The sequence below is a fragment of the Halorubrum depositum genome (genome assembly GCF_007671725.1).
Classification (GTDB): Archaea; Halobacteriota; Halobacteria; order Halobacteriales; family Haloferacaceae; genus Halorubrum; species Halorubrum depositum.
Map to the genome: position 1 here is coordinate 346,949 of NZ_VCNM01000002.1, position 26,847 is coordinate 373,795.

General features: G+C 55.2%; 19 protein-coding genes. 10 read left to right on the forward strand and 9 right to left on the reverse strand.

The features are described from left to right. Positions 1-55: 55 nt before the first annotated feature. Positions 56-604: a TATA-box-binding protein gene (locus tag FGM06_RS09210; RefSeq protein ID WP_144798970.1), complete on the forward strand. Its 549-nt coding sequence runs from the start codon at positions 56-58 to the stop codon at positions 602-604. Here FGM06_RS09210 and FGM06_RS09215 read toward each other — a convergent pair. The 3 genes from FGM06_RS09215 to FGM06_RS09225 all read right to left on the reverse strand — a co-directional run bounded on the left by FGM06_RS09215 (position 587) and on the right by FGM06_RS09225 (position 8,602). Continuing rightward, on the reverse strand, positions 587-4,639 hold the full coding sequence (locus FGM06_RS09215; RefSeq protein WP_144798971.1) for an Eco57I restriction-modification methylase domain-containing protein: 4,053 nt from the start codon (positions 4,637-4,639) through the stop codon (positions 587-589). The two genes, FGM06_RS09210 and FGM06_RS09215, sit on opposite strands and share 18 nt — an antisense overlap. A 2-nt stretch (positions 4,640-4,641) precedes the next feature. Then, a complete protein-coding gene (locus FGM06_RS09220) occupies positions 4,642-7,188 on the reverse strand; it encodes a helicase-related protein (RefSeq protein WP_241662556.1) in 2,547 nt (848 codons plus the stop codon). 466 nt (positions 7,189-7,654) lie between these two features. Beyond that, positions 7,655-8,602 (reverse strand): hypothetical protein, encoded by a 948-nt coding sequence (locus FGM06_RS09225; protein WP_144798973.1) that lies wholly within the window; start codon positions 8,600-8,602, stop codon positions 7,655-7,657. 268 nt (positions 8,603-8,870) lie between these two features. Between FGM06_RS09225 and FGM06_RS09230 the strand changes: the two genes are divergently transcribed. From FGM06_RS09230 to FGM06_RS16420, 3 genes are all read left to right on the forward strand, one after another. Beyond that, on the forward strand, positions 8,871-9,983 hold the full coding sequence (locus FGM06_RS09230) for a hypothetical protein (protein ID WP_144798974.1): 1,113 nt from the start codon (positions 8,871-8,873) through the stop codon (positions 9,981-9,983). Between the two features lie 29 nt (positions 9,984-10,012). Then, a complete protein-coding gene (locus tag FGM06_RS09235; protein ID WP_144798975.1) occupies positions 10,013-10,393 on the forward strand; it encodes a hypothetical protein in 381 nt (126 codons plus the stop codon). Positions 10,394-10,704: 311 nt separating this feature from the next. Continuing rightward, the gene (locus FGM06_RS16420; protein ID WP_144798976.1) at positions 10,705-10,935 is read left to right on the forward strand and encodes a hypothetical protein; all 231 of its coding nucleotides are present in this window, start codon (positions 10,705-10,707) and stop codon (positions 10,933-10,935) included. Between the two features lie 512 nt (positions 10,936-11,447). On the opposite strand, the gene FGM06_RS09245 is transcribed toward FGM06_RS16420, so the two are convergent. Further along, complete coding sequence (locus FGM06_RS09245; RefSeq protein ID WP_144798977.1) at positions 11,448-12,707, reverse strand: hypothetical protein; 1,260 nt, start codon at positions 12,705-12,707, stop codon at positions 11,448-11,450. Between the two features lie 1,221 nt (positions 12,708-13,928). On the opposite strand from FGM06_RS09245, the gene FGM06_RS09250 reads away from it, so the two are divergent. Next, positions 13,929-14,537: a hypothetical protein gene (locus FGM06_RS09250; protein WP_144798978.1), complete on the forward strand. Its 609-nt coding sequence runs from the start codon at positions 13,929-13,931 to the stop codon at positions 14,535-14,537. Positions 14,538-14,589: 52 nt separating this feature from the next. Here the strand turns inward: FGM06_RS09250 and FGM06_RS09255 are convergent, their stop codons facing one another. From FGM06_RS09255 to FGM06_RS09265, 3 genes are all read right to left on the reverse strand, one after another. Further along, positions 14,590-15,510 carry a hypothetical protein gene (locus FGM06_RS09255; RefSeq protein WP_144798979.1) on the reverse strand — a complete coding sequence of 307 codons (921 nt, stop codon included), beginning with the start codon at positions 15,508-15,510 and terminating at the stop codon, positions 14,590-14,592. A gap of 772 nt (positions 15,511-16,282) precedes the next feature. Beyond that, positions 16,283-17,431, reverse strand: coding sequence for a GTPase family protein (locus FGM06_RS09260; protein ID WP_144798980.1), 1,149 nt, complete (start codon positions 17,429-17,431; stop codon positions 16,283-16,285). 79 nt (positions 17,432-17,510) lie between these two features. Beyond that, complete coding sequence (locus FGM06_RS09265; RefSeq protein WP_144798981.1) at positions 17,511-18,527, reverse strand: tyrosine-type recombinase/integrase; 1,017 nt, start codon at positions 18,525-18,527, stop codon at positions 17,511-17,513. 349 nt (positions 18,528-18,876) lie between these two features. On the opposite strand from FGM06_RS09265, the gene FGM06_RS16355 reads away from it, so the two are divergent. The 5 genes from FGM06_RS16355 to FGM06_RS09290 all read left to right on the forward strand — a co-directional run bounded on the left by FGM06_RS16355 (position 18,877) and on the right by FGM06_RS09290 (position 24,704). Continuing rightward, entirely contained in the window at positions 18,877-19,002 is a 126-nt protein-coding gene (locus FGM06_RS16355; RefSeq protein ID WP_277752402.1) for a hypothetical protein, read from the forward strand. 1,538 nt (positions 19,003-20,540) lie between these two features. After that, complete coding sequence (locus tag FGM06_RS09275) at positions 20,541-21,722, forward strand: sodium:calcium antiporter (RefSeq protein WP_186310995.1); 1,182 nt, start codon at positions 20,541-20,543, stop codon at positions 21,720-21,722. Positions 21,723-21,823: 101 nt separating this feature from the next. Then, positions 21,824-23,149, forward strand: a complete 1,326-nt coding sequence (locus FGM06_RS09280; RefSeq protein ID WP_144798983.1) for an ABC transporter substrate-binding protein — start codon at positions 21,824-21,826, stop codon at positions 23,147-23,149. Further along, positions 23,146-23,925: an ABC transporter ATP-binding protein gene (locus FGM06_RS09285; RefSeq protein WP_144798984.1), complete on the forward strand. Its 780-nt coding sequence runs from the start codon at positions 23,146-23,148 to the stop codon at positions 23,923-23,925. Before FGM06_RS09280 ends, FGM06_RS09285 begins: the two co-directional genes overlap by 4 nt. Further along, positions 23,922-24,704 carry an ABC transporter permease gene (locus FGM06_RS09290; RefSeq protein ID WP_144798985.1) on the forward strand — a complete coding sequence of 261 codons (783 nt, stop codon included), beginning with the start codon at positions 23,922-23,924 and terminating at the stop codon, positions 24,702-24,704. Before FGM06_RS09285 ends, FGM06_RS09290 begins: the two co-directional genes overlap by 4 nt. A gap of 42 nt (positions 24,705-24,746) precedes the next feature. On the opposite strand, the gene FGM06_RS09295 is transcribed toward FGM06_RS09290, so the two are convergent. Both FGM06_RS09295 and FGM06_RS09300 read right to left on the reverse strand, forming a co-directional pair. Beyond that, the gene (locus FGM06_RS09295; protein WP_144798986.1) at positions 24,747-25,577 is read right to left on the reverse strand and encodes an ABC transporter permease; all 831 of its coding nucleotides are present in this window, start codon (positions 25,575-25,577) and stop codon (positions 24,747-24,749) included. A 41-nt stretch (positions 25,578-25,618) separates the two neighbouring features. Next, the gene (locus FGM06_RS09300) at positions 25,619-26,788 is read right to left on the reverse strand and encodes an ABC transporter substrate-binding protein (RefSeq protein WP_241662557.1); all 1,170 of its coding nucleotides are present in this window, start codon (positions 26,786-26,788) and stop codon (positions 25,619-25,621) included. Positions 26,789-26,847 lie beyond the last annotated feature (59 nt).

A 26,847-nucleotide genomic window follows, 5' to 3' on the forward strand; every position in this document is an offset into this window, starting at 1 on the left:
AAAGTCAGTCGTTTAAGCAGGATATGTTTTATACCGAGATCAAATCTGGTACCCAATGATCGAGATCGTTAATGTTGTTGGAGGCGGCGGTTTCAAAATAGATCTAGATCTTCATAAAATCGCATCTAAGTCCTCTCTTATCGATATGGATTATGAACCGGAAATACATTCGGGGTTTAAATTCAAGTTTGATGAAGATGGTCCAACAGTTATGTTATTCAGTTCTGGCAATTTCCATATTACTGGTGCTAAATCTGTTGAAGAATTATACCAAACACATACGGAGCTAAAAACATATATAGAGGGCATTAGTGACGAGAACGATTTAGATTATCAGGCTGATTGTGAAGTCCGAAATATTGTAGCTGTGAATGAGTATTCATCTAAACTAGACTTAGAGACATTATCAGATGCGCTTGAAGAGTCCGATTATAACCCAGAAGATATGCCTGCTATTCGTTTTTCAATTGGACCAAACTATGGCACTTTTCTAATATATAGAACCGGGAAAGTGATTTACACAGGGGACTCTGATCTGAAGAATATTTCTAGTGCGTTTGATGATTTATTCAAAATATTTGATGAATTATTCAATAGTACTTAGTTTATCAAATTCTCTGAGACAATTCTTCTTACTTCGGAATTCACCGAATTCGTCCGATTCTTTATCTTTGAGAACTCTGAATTCGTTCAGGATGAATTCAAACTCACCACTGGATAAGCCATAGATCTTGGCAATAGCTGCATCAATCTCTGCACGGTGCTGACGTCGCTCTTCATCATCCCAAATGAAAGGACCTTCAAAGTTGGTTTCTTGTCCAAGGGAATCAAGACTGTGGGAGGTCCAGGTGAGCTTTACACCTCTCTCGTAGAGATAGTCCCAAGTGTTGATTTTCTCCCCCTCTTTCTCCAGTGTGGTGTTTTTAACCGTTTCAGGAGAGGGCATGGGGAGCTGTTTGAGGATGTATAAGTTTAGATTTGCACCGCCAATGGACTGGCGTAAAGTGAAATCAAAAGCAAAAGATGTGAAAAGTGATGTAAATACCATAGCTTTCTCTACTGAGGGATCATCGAAGGTGAGAACGGGGGCGCTGTTGCCACAGGGGTAACAGGGAATGATTGTTCCAACGGATGTTCTGAAGTCTGTATGGGAACGGGCAACATTTCTGAAGGCAAATATCCAATCTTGTTCCCACTCAATGTTTTCTAATTCTTGATTAAATTCTTCCTTGTTCAACCAATATCGTGGAAATGTCTCTACATGCGGATCCTTCTTCTCTTCTGCCAACAATTTTCTAGTTTCGGCCTTTGTTCCAAACCTGTTTTCTTTGTCAACCCCATCGAAGCTACCGAATCGGTGATCAAATTGGTTAAATAGCTTCCCTTCAAAAAACGGAAGATATTCTTCACCTTCGCCAACAAAATGATTTAATTCATTTAGATTAAAGTCTTGCTTTAGAGTTTCTAAAGTATTGTCTTCAAATAGCTCAGAATCAAGGGTCATATCAAATAATCTATGGTAGGTGATCCCCCAAGGATTGGAATTTTCAGACTCATTAATCAGAACTGGTAGCCCAGTATACATTTCTATAGCTATATCTTTGACCAGAGTATTCCGAAAAGTAGGACATGTTTTGGTGTTAGGATTTATACGAATTATCTCATCAGGAGACAAATAATATCGCCGTTCAGAATCACGTACCATCTCTACATTTTTATTGAAAAACGAAAATCTAACCTTATCTACCGATATCTGACTACCAACAAGGGTGAGAAGACAGAAGCGCTCATTCTTCTCGACATCGGCGAAAATACCCTCCGTATTTTCGAAGTCAAATAGAGAATCGATCCGATTATTTTCGATTAAGTAGGAAAAGAAATCGGCATTCCCCTTGTCTGTCGCAACTCCTGTCTTGACAACCATACCCATTCTACCCTTCGGATCCAATATATCGACACCTGCTAATTCGGTGAAAATTGGATACGTATTTAATTCACCAGAACCAGACAAGGGATATCTTCCCGAACTTCGGATGAATTCAGAGGTACTGGATATAGATTTCTTATAATTTTCCCATTTAGTATAGAGATCCTCATCAGTATCTTCTAATTCGTTTATGAGTCGACTTCTACTACGCTTTGCATCTGTAGTGGCAATTTTCTCATTTTTCCCGGCAAACCACTGTTTCTCTTCTGGTTTTATTTTATCCCAGGGGGGATTACCGAGCACGCAGTCAAACCCGGATTCAGAGTTGTAAAATATCTCCGGGAACTCAAGTTCCCAGTGGAAGAACCGTTGCTGTTCTGCGATCTTCGTAGCTCGTTCTATCAGATCCTGAAGTGCGCCATCATTCGGATTCGGATTCCGGCGAACCTTTTCGATGGTGGATGGAGATGGATATTCTTTCGTAGAGCCATCCATAGGCCAGTAAAACGCTGCTGTCCAGATATCGTACGCTAGCTTCTCTTGTTGGTACGCTTCTGACTGTTGGAGTTCGTTGTACAGCTCCCTCTTTTTCTCGATATCTTCAGTATCCTCCTCATCAATCTCATCGAGTCGTTCGGCGATATCCACGTACTCCTCTTTGCCCGCACCCCATTGTTGTAGCGACGACTCGGAGGAACCCTTAGACCGTTCCTTGTTTTCGTTCCTGACCCGCTTCCGGATCTCGTTTCCGACGTGCCAGTCACGCCCACCGGACGTTTCATAGGCATCCACGGGGAATTCCCCTTCGAGAAGTTCCGAATTGGTTCCGATCAGGGAATTTCCGCATTTGATGTGATGGTCGAGGAAATTCAGCGGTTTATCCTCCACGGCGGAGTTGATCCACAGACTAACCTTTGCCAGTTCAACGGCCATCGGATTGAGGTCAACGGCATAGATGCAATGCTGCAGGACATCTCGCCGTGCCTCACGTATCTGGTCTTCAGGGGGATAGTCGCTGTCAGATCGAATGCGTGCGAGTCGCTGTGCGAGGAAGTTGTTGGCGGCGATCAGGAACGCACCGCTCCCACTCGCTGGGTCACAGACTCTGATGTCGAGGAGAGCGTCTTCCTGCTCCTCAGTCTTGGTAGCGTCTTCGAGACGATCCTCGACGACAGGGTTGAGCGCACTTTGAACGAGTTCTCGAACCAGTCCCGGATCCGTGTAGTAGCTCCCTGTCTCCTTCCGATCGGTTCCACGGTCGTCGAGATAGAACTCTCCCCGGGAAACTGTCCGATTCTCTAGCTCAATTACTTCGGTCGCTAGTTTGGGTGTGAATTCTAACAGACTCTCGTAGACGGAGCCAATCTCCTCGACACCGAGATCGGCGTACGAGATGCGCTGGCGAGTTCCTTCGTGTTCAATGAGGGTCAGGTCCTCGATTGCGTCCAAGAGATCGTCGTTAAAACATTCACTCTCAGACACCCATTCGAGCCGATCTGAGTCGAAGAGCATCCCATTGTAGCAGGGGACACCAAGCTCTTCGTCACCCTTCTCGACGAGGCGGAAGGTGGACTGCAAGCCGTGCCAGAGATCGGTGTTCCGGTCACTCCCGCTTCGGCGTGTTTCGGCTTTCTCCCGAAGGTTCGTGATGCTGTACTCGTCGGTGTACAGGCTATCACGGGAAGCCATCATCCCCCGCTGTTCCGCATACATGAGGAAAAGTAGGCGATACACTAAGAGGAGAACTTCCTGATAGTACTCCTTGGCCTTCTCTTCACCGCCTTCTTCGAGGTATTCCCGAATTTCTTGATTGAGTAGTCCGGTTCCCAGCGTCTCGATGGCACTTACGACGTTGGACTGGAGGTCTTGACCGACCTTGACTCCAGTAGACAGAGCGACCTGATACAGCTGCTCCAGCGGGGTCTCGATGTCATCTTCTTCTTCGTCGGCTACGACCGGCTCGATGAACCGTGTAGCGTGGCAGAGCCGGTAGAGTGCCCGGAAGTCCCCATAGTTCCGGCTCGTGAACATATTCTCCAGATCGAACTCCACGTACCCACGGGTGTACGTGTGGTAGAAATCTCGAAGGACCCGGAGCGTCAGCCCGTTGGTTACGACGGCCCAGTCGTGTTCGTCGCTGGCGTTCAGGAACTCCTGGAGCGTATCGTGCGGACTCTTCGTTCCACGGGGAGCATTCTCCGGCTTCTCGTCCAGCTTCTGTTCTGGTTCGACGGTATGAATAATCGGAGCCGTCCGCCCCTCCATCTCACCGTAGCTTTCGATCTCCCCGTCGGGCCACCCCTTGTGTGAGAGGTTCGCCTCGATGCCGCCCGCTTCGAGATTCTCCCGCTGGAAGACCGGTTCGAACCCTATATTCTGGAACAGCTTGAGGATCCACTTCACACGAGCGTCCGAAACGTCCATATGGAACAGCGTCTCGTCCATCGTGAGCTCGTCCCACCGCTCTCGAAGCGTGTCCCACGTATCCCCGATCTCCGCTTCGATGTCGGCCTCTTCGGGCGGCTCTTTGTTCGGTAACGCAAAGGTCTCCGGTCGGACGGCGGACTCCCCGCAATGACGCTGGCGGAGCTTGCTCACCAGTTCGTCCGTGAGCAAACCGCCGCTGGTGTTGATGAACGTCGTCGATCCGGTTCGTGGCGTACTGGAACTCGATTCGGCTTCGGCGTCGGTAGAGGGTGTATCGATACTCATCGTTAGTTGCTCCCGTAGTAGACGGTGATAGTCAGCAGATCTTTACTCGCAATCTCGACGTCGTCAATCCCGGACAACCAGCTTCCACTTCCGGACTTCTCAAGCTCCGCTCGCATCTCCGTCCGCTGTTCGACGATCTTGTCACGCCGCTGTTCTGCTCGCTGTTGTAGCGTCTGTTCGAACGCCTCGTGTCCGAGAGCGTCTTTGAGATCGTCTTCCTTCTCCATCGAAGTACGCTGAACCGGTTTGGCTTCGCTCTCCTCCAGCGCCTCGACGAGATCCTGATCGAGCGGCTCATCCCCGTAGATCGGCAATCCGACCTGTACCAACTCCTCCATAATCGTCGGGTCGGGCTTGGTGTCTGCCACGTATCGAACCAGTGCTGTATACACTGCTGTCGGCTCGCTCACTTCATTCGTTCCCCGTATGGCTGTCCGCCCGTAACGATCCTCGTCGGTCAAGGCAGTTTCCTTGACGGCTTCGATGAGCCGTTGTACGAGCGGATGGGCGATGTCGAGCATCTCCGTATCCGAGGACTGGGATGCCTCGTTCGGATCGAACGTCACGTCCTCGTACTCTCGCTTGATGTCTGGCCCTTGAAGCCGATCAGCAGTGATTTTGATGTCGAGATGACCTTGGACGTTCATCTCGTACGAGCAACTGAACAGGTCCAGAGCGCTCTTGACGAACTGCTCCAAGGTTCCCTGACCGCCGATCCGCTGGTGCGTCTCTTCTTGACGCTTCTGAACCTCTTGCAGTCCGACTTCGGTGTGTCCGTAGAAGGACTCGGACTTGATCCGGTCGAGCGTCTGGTCGTCGAAGACGCTTGCACTCTCACGCTCTGCTGGTGCGGAACCGCCACCGAACTCTTCGAGGGTTGCCTGTGGAACGCCGGCGTCGATCCCCTCGTCTTTGAGGAGTTCGAGGATCCCCTCGTCGTCACCGAAGTACGGCGGTGAGAAACCGTACTCTTGTCTGATGTTGTTCGCTTTTTGGACCAGCTTTTCGAGGATGGCGACGTCCATCTGGTCCTCGACCACCATTGTCCGGATGACGACCTCGTCGTTCTTTTGCCCGTACCGGTCGATTCGACCGTTCCGTTGCTCCAGCCGGTTCGGGTTCCACGGCAGCTCGTAGTGGATGATCTGGTTTGCGGCGTGCTGGAGGTTCATCCCCTCGCTGATGACGTCGGTAGCGATGAGAACGCCCCGTGTAGAGTCCTCGAACTCCTTGAACCGCTCTTTCCGTTGGGCTTCGTTCAGAGACCCGTGAAGCGTGAAGACATCGGTCTCGTCGCTCTGCGAGTCCTTGATCTGCTCTTCGAGGTACTCCAGCGTGTCCACGTATTTTGTGAAGATGATGACACGGGGGTACTGGAACCGATTGGGGAGTGTTTCGTCGAGGAGTCGCTGGAGCTTTGCGTCACGGGTTTTTGTGACCCGTTCTGCCTTCTCTGCGACGTCTTCGAGAACGTCCAGTTCCTGTTCGATGGCGGCTTTGTCACCCGTGACGACTCGCTCGACTCGTTCTCCGACTTCCTCCTCGCTGTACTCCTCTCCGGGATCGTCGTCGAGCGCATTCGCCTGTGCCATCGATTCGGAGATCCCGGCTGTTTCCTCGATTACGGTCTGGGTGTCTTCTTCGTCAAGATCCTCTAACCGACCTTCGAGTTTGTCTTGACGATTCTTCAGAGATCGCCGGAGGGCTTCTGGACTGCTCAATGCTCGCTTGAGGAAGTGAATAACGGACCAACGTGCCAGCGTCTGGCTCTTGGAACTGGAACGCTTGGCCGATGACATCAGCAGTTCGCCGTACTCTCGGACGGCGTCGTACGTTTCTTGTTCGTACTCTGTGGGGGTAACTCGTACCTCGTCCTGATCACGTTCTGGGAAGGGACTCTTCCCGTCGACATCGGAGAACCATTTCTTGACGTCGTCTCGCCGCCGCTGAACGACGTGCTTTCGAGCAACATCCCGATGAATAGTGGGATCGTGACGGGGGCCGGTGACGGCGTCGACGTCGAGCATTCGGATCAGACTGGCGAAGGAATCCGTGTACCCGTTGTGAGGCGTAGCCGTCAGGAGGAGACAGTGTTCGGCGTGGTCGGTGATCTCGGTCGCAAAGTCCCAGCGCTGCATATCGACCGTTTCGTTCGCCCCGGATTCGTGGGGTTTCGCCGCTTGGTGTGCCTCGTCGATGATGACGAGATCCCAGTCTTGGTCCAGAATCTCGTGTCGAACGCTATTCTGCTTCGCATAGTCGATACTGACGATGAGCTTCGAGAAGTGTTCCCACGGACTGGTTCCCGGCGGGATCTCCTTTTCCATCGCCTTCCGGTGGCGACGGCTGATGATGTCCGCATCGATGTGGAAGAAGTAGTTGAACGCTTCACGCCATTGTTCTCGGAGATTCGCAGGTGTGATGATGAGAATTCGTTCAGCCTTGTTGCGAGCGATAAGCTCGCTGGTGATAAGACCCGCCTCGATGGTTTTCCCGAGACCGACGTCATCCGCCAGTAGCATCCGGACCCGAGGCATATCGAGGGCCATCACGACCGGGGTAAGCTGGTACTCCGTTGGGATCACCCGAGATCGCTGAAGACTTACGAGCGGGGCAGTCCCGTGTAGCATCGAGAGGCGATAGGCCCGATTCAACAAGCGCTGAAACTCTGGGTTGCCAAGCTTCTTCGGGTCTGGTGGTTCGAGACTTCCCTCTTCGATATTTTCGACAGGCGTATAGAATCGGTGTCTGTCAGCCGTGTTCCCATCGAGAGGAGTTGCGGTGACTACATTTCCGTCAACAGCGTCAACTCTCCAGAGTCGATTGCGATTTTCTACCACAGAACCGGGTTGGATATTTGATGGAAGTTGTGAACTCATTTGTTGGAGGTTAAGATGGTCCTACGTTGGCTGCTGAAGATACTAATAACCTGCAAAGAGAACGCACTTATCTCTACCGGGGCAGCGGTACACAATCCGATCTTTTGTTTATTCCTCCTCCGTTCTGGAGAGGATCCTACCTGATCTCTGCTACGTACGATTCTGTCTTGATACGCCCATTTTTGTCACGGATCATATCTTCTTCAATCCGTAGTTGGACCTCTTCATTCGGTTCCAGATCAGCAAGACGTTCACGGACATCCTTCGGAGTATCTGGATGGTTAATATCAAGCACATACGTTTCGTCCGGCTGTCCAACCTCGTGAGTAACAACCACTATTTCACCAAACTCGTTGACACTCTCGGTAACAATCACTCTTCGTGTATTTTCTGCCTGTCTAATCTCCTCTTCCCTTCGTGCCTCTTCTTCTCGCAGGCCATGCTCATTCTCAAGGGAATCTTTGTCCCGCTCCAAGTCCATCACGTCAGCTATTGTTTCGACTAAACCCCGAGAGACAGTTTCCTCATCAGAAAGTTCCTCTAAGTCTTGTCGCAATTCACTAACGTCGTCATTTAACGACTCCTGTCTTCGATCAAGACCAAATGAATAATTCTGTGGAGAATCTTCTATGTACTCTAATCTTCTCTTCCCGACTTGGACTAGTGCTTCCGTTGCCGTTAGTGATTCTTGATGTCTTTCGTATTCCTCTGAGACTTCGTTTATCCACTCACGCCACTCAGGTGCCAGTTCACGGGATTTCTCCAAAATATCTCTTGGTGGCGTTTCTGTGAAGTCGTGAGATACGTTGTTTCTAATCTCATTCACACTTTCTATAGCAGTATTGTACTCACCCGGTATCTCGATGTCATCTAACGCATCAAGACGAGATTTTGTTTTCTTCCATTGGTGTTTGATACCCATCTCAAGGTCTCTCTGCCAAAAATCAAGAGAGTCTTTATTCTCTGCGAAAACCCCTCCATAGTAATCATTCAGCGCATAGACTGCCAACCTCCGTTCTTTTGGATTACCCAAATCGAGTGTGTCGAAAACCGTGAGTGAATGTTCTGGATCTTCCCCTTTCATACGTATTCGAATGTACTTTAGGCAATAAAATTCGACCGGAGGCGTTCCGTCGATCTTCTCCGCCTTTATTTGCACGGACTGGCCATTGACTCGATCTGCCAGCTATACATCAGTTGTTAATTTTGGTTGTGAGTCCTTGTTTCATTCTAATCGCAAGACAACGGAGGATCACAAAACTCCATACAGTACAAAGCGGAAGTTTAGAGTCTAAATCTTAAGTCCTATTTTCGTTAAATATATAAATAATTACTTCGTTTTTCTAAACGCAATGGAGCTACAAAATGACCTGCGTTCGAGTCTTCGTGCGGATGAAGACATCGTCAAGAACTGTGTTGTATTGGAACCAAACTGCCACGCTGATAATGTTGAACTGCTGGTGTCAATCGACGAGGATGGCGGGCACCAAACAATCCTTGGTATTATTGAAATCCAACTGTGGGAGTCTCACGAGGTACGGTTTGTTCGAACTCAACTCCTTGGAACACAGGACGGTTCAAAACTGGTCACTGAAACAGAAGAGCAGACTTCCCACGAATGTGACAGCGTTGAAGAAATAGTTGACCAAGTTGCCAGTATTGTAAGCGATGCTGGACACCTTCCTGATGTGATGTCCCTAACGGATTTTGTATCCGTACTCTCGTACTGCGGCGCTAGAGTCGTTACAGCGATGCCATCCGTAATCAACGATGGTCTGTTGCTCGAAGCCCACGTCGACCGAGGGTGGGTCAAATCATTCGACCTCCTCGCCGACCAGATTGAGTTTGTAGAGCTTGAGAAAAAGTATCCCTTTGACCTGCTTGCCAGCCCAGACCTCTCGCCAACCCTTGGAAACGAGGTTCTCTACTCGCAGGTTGAAACCCCCTCTCTACAGCCGGTACTTCCATCGGAGGGGGTAGACGCCTTTGCCGACCAGTTCCAGGGTGTCCTCGAAGAGCCTTCAGAAGAGCCGAACTTCCCTTCACTCAGAGAGATGTTGACTGAAAAGCGAGCCTTCGGTAATACGGTCTCGCAAGGGGTCTGTGAAGATGCTATCAGTAGCTTGGGTGAAAACATGGTCATCGCTCTCGCTTCGGACCCCAAACCCAATCACCAACGAACGGGAGTGGCTTCGGACAATTGGTTACTGCTTTCGCTACATGGAGACAGTATACTCGTTCAATATCTCCCATCTCAGGATGGGTTCTTCTTCGAATTGGACGATGAGTACCGGTTCAAGGATGCCTTCGACTTGGTCAATGCTTCTGTCAAGGCTGGTTTCACCCTCCACCAAGGCAAAGAAGCTCTCAAGCGCCTCCAGCGGAAGGTGTCTGGGAGAGACGTGGGTGCAATCGATTGGCTACTGACAGAGCAACCCGCTGGTGAGAACTATGAGCAAGTATGAGCGTGCCAGCCTCTCCGAAGGTGGTCGGTATGAGTAGCGATTGTACCCCTCTTCGTAATGCTGATTTCCGCATCGAAGCTGGTGAATTCCACAGGCAGGGCGACCAGTTGATACGGGCGCTAATTGGGTGGTTTCAGCGAGCAGGCTACAATGTTACTGATGCTTCCATTTCGACGGGGTGGAAGCACTCTTTGGCCGCCTCGATAACGGGTGAGCTTCACGATACAGAAGTGCGTCTTGAAATTGAGAGCGATGACATTGATTCCTCACCCCAACTGGACATCAAGGTTCACGAGGCAGGCAAGCAAAAACACCAGAGCCCGTGGTCCTTCACAAACATCGAAGATGCGCTACAGCAGATTACACGAATCGCAGAGGAGAACGGGGGAGAAAATGGTGAGTCGCCCTGACCAGCTGATAATAACACATCCGCCTCATCGGGAGGGTTCTCCAAGCACCGTTCAATCAATACTAGCCGGATACCGATCTGCGAAGGATCGTCCGGCCTTCAGAGGAAACCGAGGTCGATTCTGGTGAATCACGGAGGGTTCGATTCCCTCCCGACCTCCTTTTTATAGATCCCTGAATTTCCACTATCAGGCTGGGAACCTCGGTGTAGCATCACAGCTTGGATAACCACACACGCTGTATCAGAAACTGGCCAACCGATTGAAGACCTCATAGATGACCTGTTTGAGTACAAGGTTGTAGGACTACTACGATGACTGAACCAATTCAGATCGGAGATCGAGTTCGAGTTGATATTCCAAATGAGGCGGATCCTGACTATGAATACCATGGAGAACATGGCGAGGTGGTAGAGATTATTGATGACGACGCAGGACGGGAAACGGGCGATTCACGGGATTCTCAGATTTACCGACTCCGATTAGAATCAGGAGAAGCAGTAGATCTCCGATGGCGTGACATCAGGCCCCCATTTCAGGAGTAGCTATCAACCTCATACACGCACACACAGGCATTTTCACTACCAATCCGTAGATAGTACCCCGATCCACCGAGATATACAATATAGCCCCCTCTCTCCGCCTGCTAAACAGTCTGGGATGTCTCAGGTTCAGATTCGCCCATAATGACCCGGTATCGATAGCCCGTCTTATATCTTCCACTCATTCGAGAATAAGCCTCTATTCAAGATTGAGCGGGAAAACAATACACCGCCAGCTGCCACCATCGTAAACACCAATTTATCTTCACATCTTTCGAATCGTGTACTATATCTACATGGAAAGAGGCGCATCACACCCCCATATGTGGTCACCTCTTTCTATAGACCAGATCCCGGATTCCACTTGGTGCATCGCATAGGGGGTCCAATGGGGACCCTGTCGTATCGGGGTTTACTATATGAACTTTAGGGGAGGGTATTTGATAGTCCTTGAATATCAACACTTGAATATCAAGAGACACAAGAAAAGTATAAAAAAATTGGGCAAAGAAGCCTTACCACTCAATCATAGTCTGTTTTTCAATTGCCTGCCGTATTCGTGTCGTCATCCCATTAGTTGTCTGGTGTTCCTCTTGGTGTTCCGTGATTTCTTGAACAAGCTTATCCTCCCGCTCCGCATTCCACCATTCAAATTCAGTTTCCTCAATCAACCGAGCCGCAAATATCTTGGCACAATCCATCTTAGCCGTAGTGGTGCCGGTTGCTCCTTCTTCAAGAGCCAGACCGAAGTTGTGAATGAGGTCGTCCATCATATCACCTTCCGACTTGTACGACTCCTTCATACCAATATCCTGCAACGCTTTGAACTCCGAAGTATCTGGCAGGTCCCACTCATACTCTACCCCGATGTCGACCTCATCCAGTACCTTATTTACGTACTTTTCCTTCGATTGTTCCGAAGCGTCGAAGAAGACATTCTCGGCTATTTCTTCGACCGATTCACGATCCCACACACCGGCTGATTTTGAGCGGAGAACTGCACGAAGAACGCCCACGGGATTCTTTCCGTTTTGAGTTAGTTCTCTATGCTTCCACGCCTCCCGTGCTTCCTCTTCTTCAATCTCAACCTCATCATCAACCGAGACCTCCGAGATGTCGAACGTTGCGGAACCATCTTCGGAGAACAATGCCTCCCACTCTTCGTGGTAGTCTCCGTCGGACTCCTTCCTGATTCCGAGCATCCGTCGCTCAACCCACTCCGTCGCCTCCTCTTCCGAGACCTCCTCACCTTCAGCTACGGCCTGCATCTGCTGAAGACTGACGAGATTATTAAACATCCCATCAAACGGGTTATCTAACCACACTACAATGGCAACTTGTGCGACATACCCGACACGCCCCGGATACTTCTTCAACGCCTCCCACATATCCACGTTCGTGTTCGGGAAAATAGTGGTGTCATCCTTATCTAGGTGCTTCCATTCTTTATACGAAGTGACATCATACACCTGATTGAACGATTTCTCCCCATCCAGTACAGAATTATTTTTTTGCGTCACCTCAGACCTGCTGTGTGGCGGGAGCGTTACACCACGACTCTCTAACTGTTCTTCGGCCAACTCAATAGACCGGGACAAATCACCCGCATTAACGAAATGTGCCAACGCCTCATTTACTAAATTCGCCATTGTGAAGCCCTCTGCCTCTGAATATGCCTCACCAAAACGGTCATACACATCGGGGTGCATCTTGATTGGTTTCTCGACTAACTTTTCATTGTTTTTACCACGACTCTGGAATCCTATTGTGTCCATATATGTACTAAAGATAACATTGCCTATAAGTGTTGGGCGTAAATAAGGGTGCCAACCTTACTTATGTTATATAAATAAGGTCATATTACCTTATCTAGTAATATAGTATAGTAGTATGTGGGGGGTGTGAGTGGAATTGCCACAGAAGAGCTTACACCGCTACAACCACAGAGGGGCGAAGCCCCTATAACCCATCGTAACCTGTTGTGACTGACGAAATCCAGCGTTTCGGGGATTATCATAAAAGCGAGCGAAGCGAGCATATAGAAGTGTTCTCGTGAGCAAAATTCGGAAGAGGCTCAAAAAATATATTCTCGGAGGAAGCCACATCGTAACTCTCACTCTCCATATCGGGTGGCTGTCCCTTCACCACTCCTTGTGGAGTTCAAAGTTGGTTGGAAGAAAAAAAGGAGTTATTCTACGGCCACACTTCAGGGTTCGAATTCTGTGAATACTTCTTCGAGAGGGCGGAGGTCGTCGTGGTCGACTATCTTTTTTTATTTGTCGTCGTGTTTCTCCACGAGCGCCTTGGAAGGTGTCGGCTTGAAGGACTTTCTCACGGGTTTCGTAGCCGGTTATTTGGACTTCTTCGCCGTTCTTAGGGTGCCTGTATGGTTATATCGGCGCATTTTGTCCCCGTTTCTGGCTGTCTGATCGATTAGGTCTGTCTTCAATTCTTGGCCACTCCACATCTACGGTGAGCTAATCATCTAAAATGATCTCTCGTAGTTGAGTGTCCACCAGAGGAGAACCCAGAGCGCAAGTATGACATTCAGGAAGAAAATGAGGGCGTTCCATGGCGTGATCGGCGGGATCCACAAAGGAATAAGCGTCTCAATATACATCTCCACGACTACGGGAAGCGTTTCTGTACGCTGTGGTACCCCCGAAAAGACATCTAACCAAAGGAGTAGCAGCTGACCAGCAGTTGTGACGCCCCCAGCGATCCCGTACGCATAAATTGCCTGCCGACTGAACAGACTTCCAAGGAAGTAGTTGATGCTTCGATTCCTCATATTTCTTGAACATCATCTCTGGTCGCTAGCAGGTTCGTTAACCAACCCGTTGCTTGTTGGAACATCGGCAATGAGACGTAGAGAGCACATAAATATAAAAACGATAGACAGTTCATTTTATTTATGTTTTACAGGAGGGTCTGCAAATCCAAATTCACGATTGCCTCTCTTTACAGACGCACCTGCACATCCCAATCACTGAAATATGCCTGACCGATTAGCCGACCTCCGGAATCAGTTCAATCGAGCCGATCAAGAGAAGAAACGTCAGATCGGCGAATATCTATATTCCCGTCCCGCTCGATGGGTTTCGAGACAGGAGATCGTAGGTGCATTCGATATTGATGAGAGTGGCGTGAGTCGTCACATCGACGGTCTTCACGAAGCAGGCTATCTACAAACCAAATATATCGACGACCAGCGGTACGTACAGTGGGACGGTCGTGGCGCAGGAGGAATTCGATACTGGGTACGTGAAGCTACCCCTCCTCAGTTGTGGGCAGCAGGAAGTGAACTTCGACCGCTGTTCTCGCTTGATTCGCTTGGTGGAGCGTATGTGCCGACGTTGCTGTTCGGGATTTTGATTCTGATCGGATTCTTCTCCGGGATTGTTACTGTCGTAGTGGTTTATCTCCCGTCGAACTCTGCGCTTGGTGTAACAGCTACTGATATGGTGTTTTTGACGGGGATTGTCACAATGATGGCGGCTGTCTTTCTACTTATCATTCCCGTTGCTCGCTTGCTTGATATTGCGCTACAAAAGATAGTAGTATGGTCTCTTAGGCTCGTTAAAGAGGAGAATAAAGAGAAGTAGAACTGATCCTGTTGAGGCTCACGTTGGTCCCCTTAGGGAGTCTGATTCCGCATTACTCAGATTCAGCAATCCCCTCAACGTCGTACACTGGTTCATTCTGTATTGTGCCCTGAATTGGAGACTCAATGCCGAGTTTGAAATCACTATTCGGGGAAGTGGTTTCCACAAATATCGGGCCGAATAGAGTTGTTCTCTCTTCTCTTTTGAGCTGTAATGTGTAATAGGTAGATACGACTGAGGAGATATATTCACTCCTATCGCCTTTGCCCAAGACTCTGTCATTCGCTTCTTCGAGCAGTGCCATCATCTCCCCGTTAGTTATGTAATCTAACGTATGCGGGACGAGTATTTGGAGAATACAATTCTGGTTCTCCCCTTGGTAGAACTCATCTCGAAATTTACCACTCGTGGCTGCTTTATCGATGTCATCTTGAATATCGGCCCTACTGGGATTATCCTTCGACTCTGCCCGCTTACATTCGATAAAAGTCGTATTTCCGTTGTGTTTGAGCAAAATGTCGGGTCGCTTCTTCGGAGAATCCATTCGGCTCTTTTCGATCTCGGCGATCAGCCCTACGGAATCCACATTGAGGGGCAGTTGTGATGCGAACTCTAACTCGCTCAGTATATCGATACTTCGTTCTGGAGATGCTGTGTCGGCAATATAGTCTATAGTATCGATGTTGAGTTCCTGCCCGTCAACGTCGACTACGGACACTTTATCGATACAGTACTTGAGACATTGTGCGTGGTATCCTGATCTGATCAGCCAAAGCGGACGAGCGATTCCTTGTTGGAGATACCGGCGCATTTCCCAGTATTCGATGTAGAGAGCGTTTCTTGGGAACACGCTATGGTCTTTAACCGATTTATCGAAATTCTCGATATTCTCCTTCCCTCCGAGTAACTTCTCGAAGTATGGGAGCATCGTCTTGATGAGTTTATCCGGAGGAGAGAAGCGATCATTAGTCATTGTCGTCGATTGGAGTATTTCTACAAGTGTTTGCAGTACACTTGGCTCTTCACCTCGGGAAGGGGACGTTACAGCCGCTAAGGAAGAAGAGGATAGGGTCAGAGTGAATTCAGCTAATCATCCGAGTTTGTTGCTATCCCTTATTTTGTATCCACTCCTTTCCTTTTCCCATAAACACGGACGGCTTCTCTACCTCATCGTCGAAGAAGAATTTCTCTGCGGAACGTCCAACTGCGTAGGTTCCTGCCCCAGCAACAGCCCCCGAGACCGCTTGACCAAAGCCGGGGACAAATTGGATGATACCTCTCGCCATTCGTCTTTAGTTAAGAGCGAAATCGCGGTACAGCGACGGGATCAGTTAGCAGAGAGCAGTTTTCTATTCGCCTAAGGAGGTGGCGATATTAATACAGTCAATTTGTGATTTCGAATAACGCTCTAAGAAGTCCGTGCACTTGGTGCACGGACTTCTCTACGAGTTAGATCGTTTCCGATTGCGGATAACCAGCTCTCGGGTCTTTTCTATTCTCTCTTCATCATTCTGCAAATATGCTGTGAGGATCGCTTCAACGATCTCGGAGCGGCTTGCTCCGAGATCTGAGCACTCATCGACGAGTGTATCGAGTTCTTCGACGAGTTCAGTTCGGACGGAGACACCCATTTTGGTTCGAGTCATAATCTTAGACGCTCTTAGAAACATGTGCACCAAGTGCACGGTAAGCTTATCGGCTTATCGTAATTCAGATCAAAATATTATCATAATAGATCTCAGCCGCTACTTGCACAGCAAAGTAATCGTCCTGCTGTCTTGCGATTTCTTAACTAAAGACGAATGACCTCTCGCTAATCCTCGAAAGCCGACAGCTGCGAGGGTCGTACCGCCCATAGAAGATAGATAATCTTCTACGGTTTCTCTCTCGATCTCTCGGCAGGAGAATCCGCCAATCATCCCGACGAGCAGCAACTGCATTGCGGTTAATGGTGGAAAGTCTGCCAGCGATGTGGGGTAAGCACCTACTCCAGCACTGATCCCAGCGAAGCGTTTGGTGAGATCTCTGGACATATCTCTCATCAATTCGTCCCGTTGTTGAGCCTGTATGAACTGGAGCCGTGCGTCAGTCGGCAAAAAATCGCCGATTAGCCAAGACAGCGTCTCAACATTCCAGTACTCACCCTCCTCTTGCAGATACGCTGGGACGACTCCGATGTGTTCATCAGAATCAAATTTGTAGCCGTGGAGCGGACGGTTGTCATCAAAGGCGGTCTTCTCGTCTTCACCGAGGATTCGGGCGACAAAGTCTAAGTTGCTCTTGATGTCTCCTGCCAGAGATTCATGTTCGTCCGGTGGCCACTCGCCGGGACTGGCATGCATATCTACCTTGTTGAGACAGTAGACAATTGGGGGGAATAGATCTCCAAGTTCGCTCCGGAGGGTTTGAACAGTTTCAAAGTCCTCTTCACCCGCTCGAACCTGATCAGGAGTCATAACGTGGATTAGAATATCGGGTCGGTATTCCTCCAGATCCTCCTTCATAAACTCGACAGTATCCGCAGGTACGTCGCCATCCGGTGAAACACTCTCAAATAACCCCCGTGAATCAACAATATCCCAGCTAGCGTAGCGATCTGGGAACTCGACGTGGTACATTTCGGACTCGACGGTAGTGGGTTCTACCGTACCGACATCAGCTACCTCTTTGTTAGCAAGAGCGTTGATCAAGGACGACTTCCCTGCGCCGGAACGTCCGAAGACATAGAGTCTGGGTGGCCGAGAGTCATCGACCAATTCCTCTGTTTCCCTAAGCGCATCTCCAAAAGCGGTATCCATGATAGATTTGTTGAAGTCCTCGCTGCCGGGAGCCATCTCGATGATTTCATCTAAGTTCTCTCTGAACTCCCTGAACTTCTCAGGATCTAAGGCCATGATATGTTCCTGATAGCCGACCCATATGAATTTGAGTACTGATAGAGGTGGCTACAAAGCGAATCAAATCCTCCTTCAATCAGGAAGAGTCGAAGTATTGCCTTCGTTGTTTCATTTTTTGAATTTCTGTCCGCTCATCGTAGTGTTGTTCAATAACCTCTTCCGATGAGTTAACCCTGTCAGAAACGGCTCGTGGCGGAGTATCGTTTTGTAGCCACGATGTAATTGCCCCCCGACGGACTGCGTGCGGGGAACGAGAGGACGGACATTGGTATGGTTTGTCGTAGTTATTTGCTTCACAAGTTTCGGGGTCTCGTCCGTGGGGGCAATCGGCCCCAATGCTGCAAGGTTGCGTGTAGATATACGTCCATTTCCGCAACGTAGTCGTATGCGGTCGCCCGTGTGCTGTTGCTATAAGCGGGGCTCGCCCGGAGTCGTCGGTTACGTTGTGGCGTTGGTCTTCGATATAGTCGTTCAGCACCGCACAGGTCTCGGATGATAGAGATATGTAGCGTTCACCAGCTTGTTTGTTCTTCAGCCCGGTTCCGGTTTCGGGACGGTGGCGAGGGTGTATGTACTGGCCCTCTGAATCGTAGTCGTCGACATCTAGTGCGTGGATTGCTCCAACCCGCATTCCCGTCCGCCACATCAGTATCAGGGTTACGTGCTTGTTGGTGGCGTAATCGTATTTATCGACATATGAGAGAATTTTCTCTGCTACTTCTTTGTCCAGCATCTCGTCCTTGCTGTTTTCTTCTTTGGTAATGTTTGGAGAGAGGACGGATTCTGAGAGGTCTTCGGTAACTGCGTCTATCCGTTCGCAGAATCGAATGAAGACTCTGAGCGTGTCCATCTGGGTCTTGAGGGTTACTTTGTTGATGTCTTCTCCACGCCAGAGTTTGTAGCGGTGAAGGTCCCGACCTGTTAGGTCGTTCAGGTTCTGGATTCCTTCGGAGTCGCACCATTCGATGAAGTGTGAGAGTCGGGAGTCGTGGCTATAGACTGTCCATTCGGTGCATTCTCTACCTTTTTCTTGTAGGTACATTTGCACCGCTGTCTGGGGTTCGATGTTTTCAAGTTCTTTGGTGGTTGACATTTTTGGGTTCCTCTGTCAACCGATACCCTGAGCGTTACCCGTGGCGCTTGGTCCCTTTGGGTGGTTTTGGCTTTCGACCTTTCCGTGCGGTCGGGTTCGTTCCAAATCCTGCAGCGCCCATTAATTGCTGGACGGATAATCGTCGGACAGAGCGACGGTTACCGTCAATCGAACGGGTTTGCCGCTCCGATCGATGCTCAAACGCCAGCTAAGGGAGCGCAGAACAGGCAGTACCGAGTTCGGCAGCGGGGATCGTGACGAAATTTTTATACCATTCTCACAAGTCGTTCGTTTCCTCGTCTGGAATTGGCACAACCGTTATCTGTCGAGAAGACGAACCGGATCCCGCATGCGAACCTCGTCAATCGTCATCGCAGTGGGCGTGGTTGTGTTCGCTCTCCCGCTTCCGGGAACCTTCATCGTCGGCGGGATCCTCATGCTCGCGGGAATCGTCGCCCGCCTGCTCGGCGCGTGAGAGCCCGCGAGTGAATCGAACTCCGAGCGCCCCGCTCGCTTCCCTCTCCGCGTCGGCTCTCTGCGAGGGTCCGTGACTCGCGGAGTCGCTCGTCGCAGGCGAGTCCGCGTGTCAGTTCACGTTCCGTGAGCGTCGTCTCCGAGTCGCCGGTACCCGTTGGGATCCAAGACGGACAGAGTGCGAGGAACCCGTTCCGACGGACGGGTGCAGCTCAGTATCCGCCTCCGTCGTCGAAACACCGGCCGCACTTTGTGACGGTCGTGACGAGATCTCCGGTGGCTACCTGGCGAAGGTGATCGTCTGCGACGTTGTACGTGACACCACAAGGAGTTTCAATTTTCGACGTGCCGGTCGCCTGTTTGTGCACCGTGTTCGTTACTTCGTTCAGAACACGCACCATGTGATCAATACTCATGCAAAGCCGATAACTTGATGACTTGGTGAATCAGGGCTCATAACGGCATCAGACTGAGTGTGCCGACTCTACGCCCGGCGTTCAGTACGGGCCTGCAGTTCCCGGGACGGTGCGGGCGATCCCGGAATGCCCCCCGACGAATCCGGTGCAACCGAACCGTACGAGGAGCTCGTCCCTCGTGAACTCCTGAATCGAGCGCTCAACGACCTGCGGGCGACCGGCGCCACGAGGGCGTGGTCGGCGCCGGCGGGGCACGTCCCGACGAGCGGCCCACGCCGCCGACCGATTCGTCCCGAGGAACGGGGCGCCTCCGACGTACCGCACCCGTCGTTCGACACCGGTTTTGTGTCTCGTGAGACAGCGCCGTCCCTATCAACGACGGCCGATGTGCGATGACGGGAGCCAAAATTGACGGATTAAAATACTATCTCGATTTATTATGATTTTGGTTCTTTTTAGGTACAGCCCGCCGTTCACGTCTGGAAGCTCGAGACCGCTCCACGGTCGGAAACTGACTGGAAGGTGACATCGTTGCTGTCGACGAGACCGCGGCTCGTCTCGACGAGCGGAGGTCTCGGTCCCGCGCCGCCGTCGACCCCGAACCGAACGAGTTGCCACAAGCGGTTTAAATCGGCTGCGAAAAGCAATGTAACGGTCGGTTATCCGCGACGCTGCGTCACGAACACGACACGCCTGGCGCGACCGCACCCGTCGATAGTGCGATACCGGTCGTCGATACCGCGGTGCCACATCAGCGATACTCTGGAGATCGAGTTATCGGTTCGGCATACGAACGACGCGGAACTCGGCAGGCGACACAATATATCTCATTCAATATAATAATAAGAAACTATCAGTTATCAGTAATTATTATACCGCGGGAACAGAAACCGCCGACGAGCGATTCTGGTCTGTCGCTTTCGCATGGACGGTTCGTCCGAACGGTACTCCGGAACCGGTTCGCGAATCTATCCAACCGTGGCGCGTCGGTTCGGACACGTCGTCGAGTGGCGGTCGACGCTCCGCCTCCGTGGCCGCCGAACGGAACCGCGTGTACAGCAGTTCAACGGAAATCAGTACATGACTCCGTATTTTCATAAGTCATTCCAACGTGTCGGCGGCCATGAACGTGTCTCGGCTGGTCGTCGCGTCGCTCGTCGTCGTGTTGCTCGTGGGTTTCACGGCCGCTCCCGTGGCCGCGCAGGACGGCGGCGAAGAGGCGGAGTCGGGTGAGGGAGGTATCGAGGGACAGATCGAGGGGTTCATCGAAGGGCTCGGGCTGGCGGGCGCCGTGGTCGTTCTCCTCGTCGGTGCCGTCATTCTGACCGTCTGCGTCGAGAAGCTGATAAGCTATCTCACGAGGGCGGCGCTGGGGTTGCGAGTGTCGCTGTTCACCCTCGCTATCGTCTTCACCGGGATCGAGTTCGACGACACCGTCCTCGCGCTCGTGTTGTCCGCAGGCGACCTGGAGGGGGCCGCGCTCGGGACGGCGCTCGGCACCGGGTTGGCGATCATCGGCGTCACGCTGGCGCTCGCCGCGATCATCAGGCCGTTCCCGGTCGACCTCCCGACGGACTACGTCGTGCTCTTCGCGTTGGGGCCGGTGATCCTGGTCCCGTTCGCGCTGGCGGGGACCCTGACGACCGTCCACGGGCTGGTGCTTCTCGGGTTCTTCCTCCTGGCGTTCGGGTACATCATCCTCCGCGAGCGCCAGCGCGACACGCCGGTGTTTCGCAACACCGAGCTCGGCGAGTCGCTCCGGGCCGACGGCGGGGTCGCCGCGCCCCAGTCCCTCTCTGAGATCCCGGAGGACCGGCTCATCGGCGGTCGCTCCGCGTCCGGGTGGCCCTGGATGGTGCTTTCCGTCCTCGCGCTGGCCGGGATCGTGTTCGCGTCGATGCTGCTCGAGGGGGGTTCGGAGGTCGTCATGGAGGGGTTCGGCCTCGAACAGACCGTCTTCGGCGCCACCGTGCTGACGGCGATCCTGACGTTCGAGGACGTCATGCTGACGATCGAGCCGGTGCGGCGGGGCGTCCCAGAGATCGGCGTGGGGAACGTCATCGGGAGCGTTCTCTTCTCGGTGACCGGCAACGTCGGCGTCATCATGCTGCTCAGCGACCTCGAGATCTCCCGGTCGGTGTTGACGTTCCACCTCCCGTCGGTGATCCTCGTCACGACGCTGGCGGCGTACTTCCTCTACTCGGGGGAGCTCAAGCGCTGGCACGGCTTCCTCCTCGGCGGGCTCTACGCCGTCTACTGGGTGGTCGCGATCCTCGTCTTCGGTGGCGTTCCGATCGGCGGTTGATCGGCGCCGGTCCATTCGAGTCGGCGACCCCACCGACGGGGCGGGCGTCCGGCGGTCGCCGAGGCGAGCATTTTTATCTCGGTTCGACGCATACGTGAACGATGGACACGGTCGAACACTGGGTGCTCGACGACGACGACCGCGCGCTCGTCGAGCGGCTCGCGGCGGGGCTCGGCCGCGACGCGGCGCGGGTGCTGGCGTACCTCCTCCTGCGCCGCGACAACGACCGGATCGAACGGTCCCGGGCGACGTCGATCGAGATCCGCATCGGGACGGGACTGAGCGGGAAGGCAGTCGACGACGCCGTCTCGAGGCTCGAAACGCGGGACCTGGTCGAGCGAGCGACCCTCGAATCGTCCGGCGGCGGGCGACCGCCGAACGCGTGGCGGCCCGTCCGAGACCGCCGCGAGACCGTCGATCACGTGTACCGCACCCACTCTGACGCCCTCCTCGAGCGGGCGGCCGCAGTCGCGGACGTCGATCGGGAGCCGGGAGAGAGATCGGGCCCGCGAGGGAGATCGGGCCCGCGAGACGGAACGGTAGCGGGCTCGGCGCCCGAGCCCGACCGCGAGATCGCCGTCGCGCTCAACTGGCGCCCCAACGCGCTCCACCTCCCGCTGTACGCCGCCCTCGACGAGGGGGCGTACGAGCGACGGGGGCTCGACGCGAGACTCACCACCCATCGCGGCTCGCACCGAGCGCTCGAAACCGTTCTCGACGGGGAGGCGGACGTCGCTCTCGTCGGCGCCGGGTCCGTCGTCCGGGCGCTGGCCGCGGACCGCCCGGTCGCGCCGCTCGCCGTGCTCCACCAGCGGACCGCGACGGTGCTGTACGCGATCCGCGACCGCTTCGGCGAGCCGTTCGAGAGCGTGGATCAGCTGCGCGGACGGCGGATCCTCACCACGACGGGTTCCGAGACGTGTCTGCTCGCGAGGCTGTTCCTCTCGCAGGCCGACCTGCTCCGCGACGTCGACCTCGTCGACGCCGACGGCGAGGAGCGCGACGCGCTGCTCGCGGGCGACGCCGACGTGGCGACGGGGTCGTTCGCCGATCCGCTCGAACTGGAGGCGGCCGATCGGACGGTCGACGTCCTCTCGATCGGCGACCACTTCCCGATCTACGGGCTCACGCTCGTCGGCCCGGCGGATCTGTTCGATCGAACCGACGACCGCTGGCGGCGGTTCCTCGCGGGAACGGCGGCGGGCTGGGCGACGGCGCGGACCGGCCCCGACCCGGCGGCCGCGGCGGTGGCCGCGGAGACGGACGAGCCCGCGAGCGCCGTGAGCGACCGCTTCGCGCGGGCGGTCGAGTCGTTCGGGACGGGCGACGCGGTTCGCGACGAGGGATGGGGGTGGCACGGGCCGGCGACGTGGAACCGGCTGGAGGCCGCGCTGGAGCAGGGCGATCTGCTCGGTGAGACCCCGTGATCGAGCTCGACGGCGTGACCGTCGCGTTCGACGACGTCCGGGCGGTCGAGGACGTCGATCTGACGGTCGAGGAGGGGGAGTTCCTCACGGTGGTCGGCCCCTCCGGCTGCGGGAAGACCACGCTGTTGCGGACCGTCGGGGGGCTTCAGGAGCCGACCGCGGGTCGCGTCCGCGTGAACGGGCGGACGACGGACGCGGCGCGATCGAACGCGGAGCTCGGGTACGTGTTCCAACAGCACACGCTGCTCCCGTGGAAGTCGGCCGTCGACAACGTCGCGTTCCTCCGGGAGATGGCGGGGAAACCGGCCGATAGGGAGGGGGCGAGACGGCTCCTCCGCGAGGTAGGGTTAGAGGGGTTCGAGAGCGCTCGCCCGGCGGCGCTGTCGGGCGGGATGAAACAGCGGGTCGCCATCGCCCGGGCGATCCACCTCGGGGCGGACCTCCTGCTCATGGACGAGCCGTTCGGCGAGCTCGACGAGATAACGCGGGAGCGGCTGGGCGTCGAGATCCGCGGGCTCTGGCGGGCCGAGCGGAAGACGGTCGTGTTCGTCACCCACAGCGTCCCGGAGGCCGTCTTCCTGGCCGACCGCTGCGTCGTCATGGAGAGCGACCCCGGCCGGATCGTCGAGACGTTCGACGTCGACCTCCCGCGGCCGCGGACCGACGAGGCGTACAGCAGCGACGCGTTCCAGGAACAGGTCGCGGCGGTCCGCAGCGTGTTACACGAGGGGCGCTCGGCGTCGTCGACGGCCGGGACGACGCTCACGGGGCCATGAACGGCCGCGTCCGCGAGTCCGGGTCGCCGGTGACGGCGGCCGACGTGGCCCTCCCGCTCGGCGGCCTCGCGGCGGCGACCGGCGCGTGGTGGGCCCTCGTCGCCGCGCTGGATATCCCTCCGTACCTCCTCCCACCCCCGGACGCCGTCGCCGCGGTGATCCTCGGGAACCCGGGGCTGTTCGCCCGGAACGCCGCCGCGACCGCGGAGAAGGTCTCTATCGGCGGTAGCGTCGGGGTCGCCGCCGGGTTCCTCCTCGCGGTGTCGATCTCCCGGCTCCCGTGGCTCCGGCGCGCGGTGTACCCGTACCTGGTCACCGTGCGGGTGCTCCCGAAGATTGCGATCGCGCCGCTGCTGCTGATATACGTCGGCACCGGCACGGCGACCGCGGTCGTCTTCATCGGACTCATCGCGTTCTTCCCGATGGTGTTGAGCACGGCGGCGGGGCTCGATCGCGTCCCGGCCGAACAGCGGGACCTGCTGCGGTCGGTGGACGCAAACCCCTTGAACGCGTTCCTGCGGCTCGAACTGCCGTACGCCGTCCCGGACCTGTTCGCCGGGCTCAAGCAGTCGGTGACGCTCGCCGTCATCGGCGCCGTCGTCGCCGAGTGGATCGTCGCCGACAGCGGGCTCGGGTTCATCGTCCTCCTCGCCTCGGAGAACGTCCAGGTGGACCTCATGCTCGCCGCCCTCGCGGTGCTCGTCGCGCTCGGGCTCGCGCTGTACGGGCTGATAGTCGTCGCGCAACGGCGCCTCGGCTGGACGCCGACCGCCGACTGAGCCGGTCGCGGGTCGGCTCCGCTGGAGACGGGGAGGGCGGACTCACTCCGTCCAGACCGCGCGTTCGAGGAGGACGGGAACAAGGTAGAAGGCGACCCCGAGCGCCGACAGCGCGACCAGCGCGGCGTACGTCTCCGCGGTCCGGAGGCGCTCCGCGGTCACGAACACGCGGTAGCCGATACCGGCCCTGAGCGTGACGAACTCGGCGACGACGGCCCCGACGACCGACAGCGTCGCCGCGAGCTTGAGCCCGGCGAACACGCTCGGCGCGGCCGCGGGCACCCGCACCCGGAGGAACACGGACGGCTTCGACGCGTCGACGGACCGCGCGAGCGCGAGGTACCGCTCGGGCGTCGACCGGAGCCCGTCCAGCGTCGCGACGGTCATCGGGAACAGCGCCAGCGTCGCGACCAGCGCCGCGCGGGCGGGGATCCCCCGGCCGAACCAGAGGAAGACGAGCGGGGCGACCGCGATCAGCGGCGCGATACGGAGCGCGACGACGTACGGTAAGGCGATCCGAGCGGCCGTCCGCGAGTAGGTCATCGCGAACGCCAGCGCGACGCCGACGGCGCAGCCGGCCAGCAGACCCGTCGCTGCGGTCGCGCCCGTCACGGCGGCGTCGGCGAGCAGCGTCGCGCCGTTGGCGACGAACGCGTCGGCGACCGCGGCGGGCGTCGGCAGGATGATCGCCGGGATCCCGAGCGCGACGACGACGCCGTGCCACGCGAAGACGAGGGCGACGAACAGCAGCAGCGGCGGGAAGACGCGCTTCGCCGCCGCGAGGAGCCGGGTTCGCACCCGACGCTCTCGACGCTCCCAAGTCGGGAGGACGGAGGGCGTCCGCGACTCGCGTTGGCGCTCGGGTTCGGCCATCGCTCACGGCACCTCCGAGACGGGGGGAGGCGAGACGGGAGTCACCGGTCGACGAGGTCGGCGTAGTTAGCGATAGGTTCGGCGTCCGTGTCGAGGTGCTCGTTCGTCCAGACCGCCTCGGGATCGACGGACCCCTCGAAGAAGTCCCCGGCGTCCAATGTCTCGTAGGTCCGCTGCCACGGCTCTGGCCGGTTCCACCCCCATCCCTCCTCGCGGACCGCGTCGGAGAGCATGTACTCCGACCGCATCAGGTCCCACTTGTCGCGCTGGCTCTCCCGGACCTCCGCGAGTTCGCCCTGGGCGTCGACGAGCGCGTCGATCGCCCCCTCCGGGTTCCGGTTGGCCCACACCGCCCCGCGGGCGGTCGCCCGGAGGAACGCGGCCACGGTCTCCGGGTTCTCTTCGGCGAACGACTCCCCGACGGAGACCACGTGACCGTACGACGGAACGACGTCGTGGACCGACAGCACGTCGATCTCGGCGCCCTGGTGGCGCGCGTCGACGACGTCGCCGAAGACGCCCCCCGCGGCGTCGATCTCCCCGGTGAGGAGCTGCTGGACCGTGTCGAATCCGGTGTCGACGTACTCCACGTCGGTGACGTCGGTGGCCTCGAAGTAACCGCGCATCATCTGTCGGACCATCCCGGGACCGCTCCCCACCGTCGCGCCCGACAGCTGCGACGCGTCCGTCAGCTCCTCGCCGAACTGCTCGCGCGACGAGAAGACGACGACGGGGCTCCGCTGCATCACGACCCCGACGGCCAGCGGGGAGAGGTCCCCGGCGTTGATGCCGAGGATCTGGTCGCTGCTGGAGATCCCGAACTCCGTGTTGCCGAGCGCGACCTGCTGGGCGGCGAAGTCGGACCCCTCGCCGCTCTCGATCGCGACCGACTCGAACCCCTCCTCCTCGTAGAACCCCTGCGACTGCGCGGCGAAGTACGGCGCGTGGAGGCCGCTTATCCGCCAGTTGAGCAGCAGCGACGGGCTCTCGACGCCGAGTGAGGGATCTCCGTCGTCGTCGCCGCTGTCGCTCCCGCCGTCGCTGTCGCCGTCGCTGCCGTTCGCCGTGTTTCCGCCGCCGTCCCCGTTCCCCTCGTTCCCTCCGTCGGCGTTGCCGTCACCGCCGAAGCGGCCGGTACATCCCGATACCGCGGCCGTTCCGAGCGTAGCGAGAACCGCTCGCCTGGTTCGGATCATCCCGTTCGGTCCCATGTGATTGAATATACATAATGGTTTTCCGTAAACATTTATAAGTAACCGGATCCGGTCGT